The 11,970-nt window shown below is 61.9% G+C and carries 8 protein-coding genes; all 8 read left to right on the top strand.

The genetic code is table 11. The annotated features are described in order from the left end of the window. Window positions 1–38: 38 nt before the first annotated feature. On the top strand, window positions 39–3,431 hold the full coding sequence (locus tag AC24GY_RS23150; protein ID WP_487687715.1) for a transglutaminase family protein: 3,393 nt from the start codon (window positions 39–41) through the stop codon (window positions 3,429–3,431). 126 nt (window positions 3,432–3,557) lie between these two features. Next, window positions 3,558–6,086, top strand: coding sequence for a circularly permuted type 2 ATP-grasp protein (locus AC24GY_RS23145; protein WP_487687712.1), 2,529 nt, complete (start codon window positions 3,558–3,560; stop codon window positions 6,084–6,086). Next, window positions 6,086–6,964: a transglutaminase family protein gene (locus tag AC24GY_RS23140; protein WP_422318802.1), complete on the top strand. Its 879-nt coding sequence runs from the start codon at window positions 6,086–6,088 to the stop codon at window positions 6,962–6,964. Before AC24GY_RS23145 ends, AC24GY_RS23140 begins: the two co-directional genes overlap by 1 nt. A gap of 75 nt (window positions 6,965–7,039) precedes the next feature. Next, window positions 7,040–8,518 carry a circularly permuted type 2 ATP-grasp protein gene (locus AC24GY_RS23135; protein ID WP_422318800.1) on the top strand — a complete coding sequence of 493 codons (1,479 nt, stop codon included), beginning with the start codon at window positions 7,040–7,042 and terminating at the stop codon, window positions 8,516–8,518. 9 nt (window positions 8,519–8,527) lie between these two features. Beyond that, on the top strand, window positions 8,528–9,592 hold the full coding sequence (locus AC24GY_RS23130; protein ID WP_487687708.1) for an alpha-E domain-containing protein: 1,065 nt from the start codon (window positions 8,528–8,530) through the stop codon (window positions 9,590–9,592). A 29-nt stretch (window positions 9,593–9,621) separates the two neighbouring features. Next, window positions 9,622–10,473, top strand: coding sequence for a transglutaminase family protein (locus AC24GY_RS23125; protein ID WP_487687705.1), 852 nt, complete (start codon window positions 9,622–9,624; stop codon window positions 10,471–10,473). A gap of 133 nt (window positions 10,474–10,606) precedes the next feature. Beyond that, complete coding sequence (kdsA, locus tag AC24GY_RS23120) at window positions 10,607–11,443, top strand: 3-deoxy-8-phosphooctulonate synthase (RefSeq protein ID WP_422318794.1); 837 nt, start codon at window positions 10,607–10,609, stop codon at window positions 11,441–11,443. After that, window positions 11,418–11,969 carry a hypothetical protein gene (locus AC24GY_RS23115; RefSeq protein WP_422318792.1) on the top strand — a complete coding sequence of 184 codons (552 nt, stop codon included), beginning with the start codon at window positions 11,418–11,420 and terminating at the stop codon, window positions 11,967–11,969. Before kdsA ends, AC24GY_RS23115 begins: the two co-directional genes overlap by 26 nt. The last annotated feature ends 1 nt before the right edge of the window (window position 11,970 follow it).

Raw genomic sequence — 11,970 nt, 5'->3', positions numbered from 1 at the left:
GCGGGCATTGAGTTCCCGTCCGCCCCCAACCCTTTCGCATGTCCATCCACGTCGCCCTTCACCACCGCACCAGCTACCGCTACGAGCGACCCATCGAGCTGGGCCCCCAGATCATCCGGTTGCGCCCTGCACCGCATTCCCGCTCACGCATCCTGAGCTACTCGCTCAAAATCACCCCGGAGAAGCATTTCCTGAACTGGCAGCAGGACCCCCAGTCAAACTTCCTCGCCCGGCTGGTCATCCCGGAGAAAACCAAGGAGTTCAGCGTCGAGGTGGACGTCGTGGTGGAGATGGCGGTGTTCAATCCCTTCGACTTCTTCCTGGAGCCTGAGGCTGAAAATTTCCCCTTCGACTACGATGCCACGCTGGATCATGAGCTCGCCCCCTTCCTGAAGTGCGGCGAACTCACCCCCAAATTCGCGGAATACTTCACCCAGGTCGAGAGCGAGCTCCTCGCCATGAAACCCTGGCCGCCGCGCACGATTGACGCCCTCGTCACCATCAATCAGCGCCTCTGGAAGGACATCGGTTACACCGTCCGCATGGAGCCGGGCGTTCAGACGCCGGAGGAGTCCCTCACCAAGCGCACCGGTTCCTGCCGTGACACCTCATGGCTCATGGTGCAGCTCATGCGCCGTCTGGGCATCGCCGCACGCTTTGTCAGCGGTTACCTCATCCAGTTGAAGCCAGACGTGAAATCCCTTGATGGCCCCAGCGGCACTGAGGTGGATTTCACCGACCTCCACGCCTGGTGTGAGGTCTATCTGCCCGGCGCTGGCTGGGTAGGACTCGATCCGACCTCCGGCCTCTTCGCCGGGGAAGGGCACATCCCTCTCGCGGCCACCCCGGACCCGGGCAGTGCCGCACCCATCAGCGGCATGGCTGAGCCTTGCGAAACGGAGTTCGAGTTCGACATGAAGGTCGACCGAATTTACGAATCACCCCGCGTCACCAAGCCCTACACCGAGGAGCAGTGGGCGGAGATTGCCGCCTTGGGGCATGCCTTGGATAAGGAGCTCGAAGCCAACGATGTACGCCTGACCATGGGTGGCGAGCCCACCTTCGTCTCCATCGACGACGCCGAAGGTGCCGAGTGGAACACCGCCGCCGTGGGGCCCATGAAGGCCAAGCTCTCGGACATCCTCCTCAAACGCCTGCGCGACCGCTTCGCCCCCGGGGCCTTCCTGCACTATGGCCAGGGCAAATGGTACCCCGGCGAATCCCTCCCACGCTGGTCCTATGGCTGCCATTGGCGCAAAGACGGCCAGCCTTTGTGGGCCCACCCTCATCTGTATGCCGACATGCAGACGGACTACGGCGTGAACGAGACTCACTCCGCACGCTTCATCCACGCTCTCGCCGAGCGCATCGGCTGCAGCACCAAATGGATCATGCCGACGTATGAAGACGCCTTCTACTACCTCTGGCGCGAGCGCAAGCTGCCGGTGAACGTCGATCCGCTCAAATCCAACCTCAAAGACAAGGAGGAGCGCACGCGTCTCGCCAAGGTGTTCGAGGAAGGGCTCGACAAAATCATCGGCCACGTGTTGCCGATCAAACCTGTGGACAATGGCTGGCAAACCGGCCCCTGGTTCCTTCGTGCTGAGCGCTGCTACCTTGTGCCAGGGGATTCCCCCATCGGCCTGCGTCTGCCGCTCGATTCCCAGCCCTGGGTCAAGACCACCGACTATCCCTACCATCACGAGCAGGACCCCATGCAAGACCGCGATCCGCTGCCCTCGCGGCAGCAGTTTGTGCGTGGCATCGCCGGAGTGCCGCCCTCCTTCTGGAAAAAACTCGCTCAGCGCCCCGGCCCCTCCGGTGCCGAAGGACTGACCGAAGAAATCGGTGAGGAAGATCAGCAGGGGATTGACCCTGCCGCGCAGCCACCTGCCGTGGGACAATCTGCCGATCAGGTCGTGCGCACTGCCCTCTGTGTGCAGCCGCGTGATGGCAAGCTCTTCATCTTCATGCCGCCCACCAAGACGCTGGAGGAATACCTTTCCGCCCTGGGTGCCGTGGAGGATGTGGCGCTGGCGCTGGATCAGCCCGTCGTCATCGAAGGCTACCCGCCTCCCTATGACCCGCGCCTGCACGTTCTCAAAGTCACCCCCGACCCCGGCGTGATCGAAGTGAACGTCCATCCCGCCAAAAGCTGGGATGAAATGGTGAACATCACCGAATCACTCTACGAAGAGGCCCGTCTCACCCGCCTCGGCACCGAGAAATTCATGGTCGATGGCCGCCACACCGGCACCGGCGGTGGCAATCACATCGTCATGGGCGCGGAAACGCCCAAGGACAGCCCCTTCCTGCGGCGTCCCGATCTCCTGCGCAGCCTCACCAGCTACTGGCAGAATCATCCGTCGCTCTCGTTCATGTTCGCCGGCATGTTCATCGGCCCCACCAGCCAGAGCCCGCGTATTGATGAAGCGCGCAACGACTCGCTCTACGAACTCGAAGTGGCCTTCAAGGCCGCCTCTGAGGCCATGGCAAAGGGCGGAGAGGTGCCTCCATGGTTGGTGGACCGGTTGTACCGCAACCTCTTCATCGACTCCAGCGGCAACACCCACCGCGCCGAGTTCTGCATCGATAAACTCTACTCGCCAGACAGCAGCACCGGCCGCCTCGGCCTGCTCGAAATGCGCGGGTTTGAAATGCCGCCCCACCCGCACATGAGCCTCGCTCAGGCGCTCATGCTTCGCACCCTCATCGCCCGTTTCTGGAAGGAGCCCTATGAGGCGCCGCTCGTGCGCTGGGGAACGGACATCCATGACCGCTGGATGCTGCCTCACTTCGCCTGGAGCGACATCGAGGACGTCTGCCATGACACGCAGCAGGCCGGGTTTGAACTGAAACCCGAATGGTTCGCCCCGCATTACGAGTTCCGCTACCCGCTCAGCGGCGACTGGGCCACGCGCAACGTGAACGTGGAAATCCGCCAGGCGCTGGAGCCCTGGCACGTGCTCGGTGAGGACAACGGTGCCGGTGGTGCCGTGCGCTTCGTCGATTCCTCGCTCGAACGCATCCAAATCAAGGCGCAGGGGCTCGTGGAAGGCCGTTACGCCATCACCTGCAACGGCCGCACCGTGCCGATGCATCCCACCGGCACCAACGGCGAATACGTCGCAGGAGTTCGCTACCGCGCCTGGCAGCCGCCAAACTGCCTGCACCCCACCGTGGGCGTCCATTCACCGCTCACCATTGACCTCGTCGATCAGTGGAACCAGCGCTCCCTCGGTGGCTGCAGGTACCATGTCGCCCATCCCGGCGGCCTGAGCCATGAAACCTTCCCGGTGAACGCCTACGAAGCCGAAAGCCGCCGCTACGCCCGCTTCTTCCGTCACGGTCACACGCCCGGAAAGATGAAAGTGGAGCCAGCCAGGCCAAATCCCGAGTTCCCGTTCACTCTGGACCTGCGCAATGGATGAAAGTAAAGAATCGGGATGCACAATGCTTGAACGGTTCCTACTATCGCCAATCGCAAAGCTGTCCTCGCATTGATCTTCCAATCTCAAAGCTCCACCGCCGCTGCTCCCGTTCCACAACGGGCGGTGATGTCGCGCTTGGATGGTCCTGACACCCGCGGGCATTACGATGAACTGCGGGATGCCAGCGGCAAAGTGCGCCCGCATTACGAGCCGATCATCGCCGATCTCCACCGCCGGGATACCGCCGGCGTTAAGCGCCTGGCAGACACCACTCGCCGCCTGCTGGCGGAGCGCGGCGTCACCTTCAACATCTACGACGACAAAGGCCTCGACACCCCCTGGAAGATGGACCCGGTGCCGTTTGTCATTTCGGCTCGCGAATGGGAGGGCATCGAGAAGGCGCTGATTCAACGTGCGACCCTGCTGAACGCGATTTTGAACGACAGCTACGGTCCGCAGCAGTTGATCCGTGAGGGCAGCATGCCTGCGGCGCTCGTGCTCGGGCAGCCCGCCTATCTGCGCCCCTGCCACGGCATCAAGCTGCCAAACGCCAAGCCACTCCAGGTGTACGGTGCGGATCTCGCACGCTCGCCCGACGGCCAGTGGTGGGTCATCTCCGACCGCACCCAGATCCCGACCGGTTCGGGCTACGCTTTGGAAAACCGCCTGATCACGTCGCGATTGCTGCCAGACGTGTTTCGTGATGCTCGCGTGCGCCGTCTCGCCGGGTTCTTCCGCCAGATGCAGCAGTCCCTGGCCGCCCTCGCGCCACGCCCGGTGGAGGAGCCCCGCGTCGTGCTGCTGACCCCCGGGCCCTACAACGAAACCTACTTCGAGCAGGCCTATCTGGCCCGCTACCTCGGCTACACCTTGGTGGAAGGCGAAGACCTCACCGTGCGCGATGACCGCGTCTATTTGAAGACCCTCAACGGCCTCGAACCCGTGGATGTGATCCTGCGCCGGGTGGATGACGATTTCTGCGATCCGCTGGAACTGCGCAACGACTCGATGCTCGGCGTTCCCGGCCTCGTACGCGCCGTGCGTGCCGGCAATGTGTCCTTGGGAAATGCCCTCGGCTCCGGTCTCGCTGAAGCCCCCGCCATGATGGCCTTCTTGCCGGGCCTGTGCCGCAAACTGCTGGGCTCGGAGCTGCTCATGCCCTCGGTCGCCACCTGGTGGTGCGGACAGGAACGCCCACGTGGCGAAGTGGAAAAAAACCTCGACCGTCTGGTCATCAAGAGCGCCTTCCGGGTGCGCGGACGTGAGGCCTGCTTTGGCGGGCGCCTCAGCGGTGCCGAGCGTGCCTCCCTTGCTGAACGCATGCGCTTTGCCCCGGACCGCTGGGCGGCTCAGGAAAAGATCGCCTTCTCCACCGCTCCGGTGTGGGAGGACGGTCACCTCGTCCACAAGCCCGTGAGCGTCCGCGTTTATCTCGTCGCCACCAAGGACGGCTACATGGTCATGCCCGGCGCCCTGACGCGCGTCGCCGCCTCGATGGATTCCCCTCTGGTGTCCATGCAGAAGGGTGGCACCAGCAAAGACACCTGGGTGCTCAGTGAAGGGCCGGTGGAAAACGTCACGCTGCTCTCCAGCACCAGCACTCCGGTGGAACTCCGCCGTACCGGCCACAACCTGGGCAGTCGTGTGGCGAATCATCTCTACTGGCTCGGTCGCTACGCCGAACGCGCTGAATCCAGCGCACGCCTCCTGCGCTCCACCCTGCTGCGCTGCTCTCCGGAAAGCGGCATGAGCGAAACACCTCTCCTGCTTCCCTTGCTGGAGGCCTTGAAGAGTCTCACCGTTCTGGATGATGTGCCGGACGCCGCCTCACTCGCCTCCCAGCAGGAGCAGCTGGAGGCCCGGCTGCTGGAGGCCGTCTTCGATGCCAATCACCCTACCAGCATTCGTTCCAGCGTGGCTCACATCCAGCGCATCGGCGTCCTGCTGCGTGATCGCATATCCATCGATACCTGGCGCGTCATCAGCCAGCTTGGCGATGCGCTCGACGCTTACGACAACACGCCGAGCGTCACACCCATGTCGGACGCGCTGAACGTCCTCACCCGCATCATCCTCGAACTCGCCTCCTTCCACGGCCTCGCCAAGGAAAACATGACGCGCGCCCAGGGCTGGATGTTCCTCGACATTGGCCACCGCATTGAGCGCACCGTGTACATTTGCGAGCTTCTGCGCGCCGGACTCCGCAGCGCCGACGCCGAAAACCCCAGCCTGCTGGAGGCCATTCTCGAGGTGGGTGACAGCACCATCACCTACCGCAACCGCTACAGTCTTCTCCCGCAGCTCGCCGCCGTGTATGACCTGCTCATGCTCGACGACCTGAATCCTCGCGGCCTGCGCTTTCAGTTCGAGCGCATCCGCCAGCAGTTCAAGCATCTGCCCCACGAGCAAAACTCCGCAGTTCTCACGCCGGCGATGCGCGTGTTTTTGGAAAACAGCACCCGCTTGCAGCTGTGTGATCCCACAGAGCTCGCCCGTGTCGAGCCGGGTGGCTGGTCGCAGACCCAGGTGGCCAAGCTGCTCACCCAGCTCATCGAGGCCATGCCGGTCCTCAATGACGCGCTCACCGCCGGTTATTTCGCGCATTCCACCATCAGCAGCAGCGATGATGTGCCTGCTGACACACTGTCCACGTGATGAACTACCGCATCACTCATCGCACGACGTACGTCTACAGCTCGCGGGTGGTCGTGTCTCACCATGCCGCGCGTCTGCGCCCGCGTGATACCGAAACGCAGCGCTGCCTGGAGTTCAGCCTCAGTTTTGATCCAGAACCCGATCTGCTCACGGAGCATACCGATTCCTTTGGCAATCTGGTATCCTGCTTCTCGGTGCAGAAGCTCCACAAGCAATTTGAAGTGATCTCGCGCAGCCTCGTTTCTTTGATGCCGGTGCTGCAGCCCGATCCCCTCCAGACACCGCCTTGGGAGAACGTTGCCGCGATGTTTCGTGACCCCGTGGCTGTGGATCTCCTGGACCCTTGCCAGTTCGTCTTCGGCAGCCCGCTGCTGACCCATGAAATGCCGCTGCGTGATTTTGCCCTGCCCAGTTTCACCAAAGGCCGTCCCGTGCTCGCCGCCACCGCCGATCTCTGCCGCCGCATCTATCGTGAGTTCGTGTTTGATCCGAAGGCCACCACCATCAGCACCCCGCTGAACGAAGTGCTTGAGAAAAAACGCGGTGTCTGCCAGGACTTCGCGCATCTCGCCATCGCCAGCCTCCGCGCCATGGGCCTGCCTGCACGCTACATCAGCGGCTACTTGCGCACGCATCCGCCCGCAGGCAAACCACGGCTTCAGGGAGTCGATGCCTCACATGCCTGGGCCTCCTGTTTTGTTCCAGGCTTTGGCTGGGTCGATTTCGACCCCACCAACAACTGCTTCACTTCTCTCGACCACATCACCGTGGCCATCGGTCGTGATTTCTCGGATGTCAGCCCCGTGCGTGGCATCATTACTGGCGGTGGCAGGCACACCGTCGGCGTAGGCGTGGATGTCGAGCCGGTGGGAACCTGATCAAGACCCTCCAGCCGATGCCATTTTCAAAGACATTCAAACTCTGGCACAGGCCCTGCTATATTATATCACCTCATGTCGTCACTGTTTAACGACTACCAACCAGAGGGCTTCTTCGACGAAGTGTTTTCCAAATCCGGGAAGGCACGTCCGCACTACGGAGCCATGCTTGATAGTGTAGGTTCACTCACTCCGTCCGAATACTCCGCTCGCCAAAAGGCCGTGGATGCCGCGTTCCTCCGCCAGGGCGTGACGTTCACTGTTTATGGTGACGACCAAGGGACGGAACGAATATTTCCCTTCGATCTCATGCCGCGCATCATACCGCAGCGTGAATGGGAGACCATTGAGGCCGGGCTCATCCAGCGCATCACCGCGCTGAACCTCTTCCTCAATGACATCTACCACGGTCAGAAGATCATCACTGACAAGGCGGTCCCTGCCGAGCTGGTACTCTCCGCCTCGCATTACCGGCCTGAGTTCCGTGGCATCAAAGTGCCGCACGGCATCTACATCCACATCTGCGGCACCGATCTCGTACGCGATGGCAAGGGCGACTACTACGTCCTCGAAGACAATGGCCGCTGCCCCTCCGGCGCCTCCTACATGCTGGAAAATCGCAATGCGATGAAGCGCGCCTTCCCCGGCCTGCTGCAGCAGCTGCCCGTGCGTCCGGTGGATGCCTACGGTTCCATGCTGCGTGAGACGCTCGCCCACCTCGCCCCCAGCGGCGTTCTGGACCCTGCCATCGTCGTCCTCACTCCCGGCATCTACAACAGCGCCTACTTTGAGCACTGCTACCTCGCCAAGCAGATGGGCGTGCCCATCGTGGAAGGCCGCGATCTCATCCTCCGCAATGACCGCGTCTTCATGCGCACCACCAAAGGCCTGGAGCAGGTGCACGTCATCTATCGCCGCATCGACGACGACTTCCTCGACCCCCAGGTCTTCCGCAAAGACTCCCTCCTCGGCGTTCCGGGCATTATCAATGCCTATCGCAAAGGCAACGTCGCCCTCGCCAACTCCATCGGTACCGGCGTCGCCGATGACAAGGCGGTCTACGCCCTCGTGCCGAAGATGATCAAATACTACCTCGATCAGGATCCCATCCTGCCGAACGTGCCCACCCATCTCGGCGTGGATGAAAAGGAATGCTCCTACATCCTCGACAACCTCGACAAGCTCGTGGTCAAGGCCGTGAACGAATCCGGCGGCTACGGCATGCTCATGGGGCCCCACGCTTCCAAAAAGGAGCGCGCAGAATTTGGCGAGCGCATCAAGAAGAACCCGCGCAACTACATCGCGCAGCCCGTTCTCCAGCTCTCCCGCCATCCCGTCTTTGTGGACGACCACTTCGAAGGCCGTCACATCGACCTGCGCCCCTATGTGCTCTGTGGCGACCGCGTTCGCGTCGTCCCCGGCGGTCTCACCCGCGTGGCGCTGAAAAAAGGCTCGCTCGTCGTCAATTCGTCTCAAGGAGGCGGCAGCAAAGACACCTGGGTGCTCTGGGATGATCCCCTCGACATGCCTGCCGAAACCCCACCCGCCGCCTGATCAAACGCCATGCTTAGCCGAGTCGCAGACAGCATTTACTGGATGGCACGCTACGTTGAGCGTGCCGAAAACCTCTCACGCCTCCTCCTTTCCACGCAGGACCTCCTGCTGGATGCCGGAGCCGAAGGCGTCGATGAAGCGCAGTTCTGGCAGCCCCTCCTCGCCACCACCGGCGATGAAGAGGCTTATTCCAAGCTGCATAAAAAAATCAAAGGCAAGGACGTCACCGAATTCCTCGCCGTCCGTTCTGACAATCCCAACTCGATGCTCAACAGCATCCGGGCCGCCCGTGAAAACGCGCGCACCGTGCGGGATCAGATCTCCGATGAAATCTGGGAATCGCTGAACTCCCTGCGCCTCTTCGTCGAATCCGCCGAAGGCAAGGCCATGCATCGCACCCAGAGCGCCGCCTTTTACGAGCGCGTGCTCCGCGGTTCCTATCAGTTCCAGGGCATCGCAGATTCCACCACCCCGCGCGGTGAGATCTGGCACTTCCTCCGCCTCGGCACCTGCTTGGAGCGTGCGGACAAAATGTCCCGCCTGCTGGACACCTGCTCCGGCCTCTCCTTGGAGCTCCCGCCCCACGCACAGGCCCGGCCTCTGCGCTGGGCCGCCCTGCTGCGCTCCTGTTCCGCCTGGCATGCGTTCCAGGCCCATCACCGCCGCCTGGATCCTTCCAAAATCATTGGCTATCTTCTGCTCGACGAAACCTTCCCGCGCTCCATCGCCTGCTGTGTCGCTGAAGCTGAAACGGCCCTGAAATCTCTCTGTGCGGATGCCGGCCTCAAAGGCATGCCCTTGCCCCTGCGCCACGTGGGCCGTTTGCGCGCCGATCTGGCCTACACCACCGTTGAAGAAGTGCTCGCCACCGGCCTGCATGAATACATCGACGATCTTCAGCTTCGCCTGAATCAGATCGGCGAGGCCATCTTCCAGACCTTCGTACAGCACGCCGAACTCTCGCAACTGAGCGACGACGATGCCCCGGTGGAAAGCGTTGCCCCAGGTGCCTACCACGCCCACACCGACGAAGATCTCCAGGTCCAGCAACAGCAGCAGCAACAACAACAGTAACAGATCCTTGGCATCCCCTGCTGCTCGCCATGCGATTCCGAGTCTTCCACCGTACCCGCTACGTTTATCGTGCTGCGGTACGTGACAGCTACAACGAAGTGCGTTTGCGTCCCGTCACGGACGACAAATCACGTCTCGAATTCTTCCTGCTCAACGTCAAGCCGCCTGCCCGGCTCCAGCACTTCCGGGACAACTGGCTCAACTACGTTCACTACTTCGACATTCCAGAGCCGCATAAAGATCTGATCATCGAGTCCCAATCGACGATCAACACCACCAATCCCTACAAGGACGGCAAACCCCTCGGTGTGCGCTTTGAAGCACTCAAAAGCGAGACCGACGAAATGGTCTCCCCTTTTTTAGGCACCAGCCGCTACGTGGAAGTCACGCCCGAAGTCTGGCGGCTCGGTATCGACATCCGCAACGACAGCAACGATGTTTTTGAAACCGCCGAGGCCGTGATGCACCACATCTTCCGCGAGTGGACCTACGCCCCCAGCAGCACCACCGCCTCCACGCACATGAATGAGGTGCTGGAGAAGAAACAAGGCGTCTGCCAGGACTTCACCCATCTCATGATCGGCGTCTGCCGCTCCCTCGGCATTCCGGCCCGTTACATCAGCGGTTATCTCTACAACGGCCCCGACTCCCACCTGCGCGGTGCCCAGGCCTCCCACGCTTGGTGTGAGGTCCACATTCCCGGCAAAGGCTGGTTCGGCCTGGACCCCACCAACGACACCCTGGCCGACGAACGCCACATCAAAATCGCCACCGGCCGTGACTATCAGGACGCCGCCCCCGTCTCCGGCCACTTCGACGGCCCCCCCGGAGCCACGGCCGCCCTTCAAGTCGAACTCGAAGTGCGGCGCTTGGATGCATAATTCCTCGCGAGAATCTTCCGTTGTCTTTCCCCCCCTGCCCGCTACATTTCTTCCATAGCGGGCCGCGCAACGGGGTTGGAAAACTTCAAAACCGATTCTGGAGCGAGGCTCCCAGAATCAATATTAAGTTTTTATGGGGTTGTTCTCTCTTCCGGTGGTGAAAATAGGGTCTGTGTCGATGGATGGCACGGAACCGGTCCTGATGCTTGGCCCTTGCGTAATCGAGAGCGAGGAATTCATCTGGGATGTCGCTGAAAAACTGGGTGCCATGGCGCAGCAGTACGGCTGGCGCTGGATTTTCAAAGCCTCCTACGACAAGGCCAACCGCAGCGCCATTTCCTCCTACCGCGGCCTCGGCTGCGAGGCCGGCTGCAAGCTGCTGGCCCAGATCGGCGCGAAACTCGGCGTCCCTGTCACGACAGACATCCACAGCGTCGAGGAAGCCCGGCAGGCCGCAGAACACATCGACCTCCTGCAAATCCCCGCCTTTCTCTGCCGCCAGACGGATCTGATCGTCGCTGCCGGCGAAACCGGCCGCGCAGTGAATGTCAAAAAGGGCCAGTTCCTCGCCCCGTGGGACGTGCGTAATATTGCTGACAAGCTGGTCAGTGCCGGCTGCCAGAATTTCATGTTCACCGAGCGCGGCACCACCTTTGGTTACAACAACCTCGTCGCCGACATGCGATCTCTCTACTGGATGCGCGAGCTCGGCTACCGTGTCGTCATGGATGCCACCCACAGTGTGCAGCGCCCCGGCGGCCTTGGCACCGCCACCGGTGGCGATGGCAAGCTGGCCCCCGTACTCGCCCGCGCCGCAGTCGCCACAGGATGCGACGGTGTGTTCATGGAAACGCACCCGGATCCTGCCAACGCCTTTTCAGACGGCCCCAATCAAATCCCGCTTTCGCAGATCGCTGAAGTGGTGGAAACCTTGCGGAAGATTCATGGCCTCGTTCGTGACATCACTTGAGCTGCTCTACCACCGCAGACTCGCGGTCTCCATCACGCTCGGCGTGCTGGCGGGCCTCGTCATGTTCGCCACCGCCCAGCAGCCGGCGCCGGCAGACTCCGGCATCAGCGCTTTTTTGCAGATGGTCCCGCCCGGAGCCGTGAACAAGGGCGCGTTCATCCCCTCCTTTGACTCCACCGGCCGTCGCACCTCGCTCATCACCGCAGACACGCTCCGCCGGGTGGATGACGAACGCATCTACGCGGAAAATCTCGTGGTCCAGATGTTCAATGCCGATCCGAAAAACGACGTCCGCATCGACCTCAAGACCGCCTTCTATCAGATGGCAGCCAGCGGCGGCATCCTGCGCAGCACGGAGCGCAGCCACGTCAGCAGTCCCACCTTCGACATTGAAGGTGACAGCCTCATCTTTGACACCGCAAAAAATCAGGGACGCATGACAGGAAACATCCACATGGTCATCTTTGACAGCAGCACTCTCAGCGGCGAGGTAACCCAACCTGCTGAATCACGCCCCACCAAGTGAT

The sequence above is a fragment of the Prosthecobacter sp. Pr1 genome, assembly GCF_057652315.1.
This window is presented reverse-complemented; position numbering and strand designations above follow the sequence as displayed.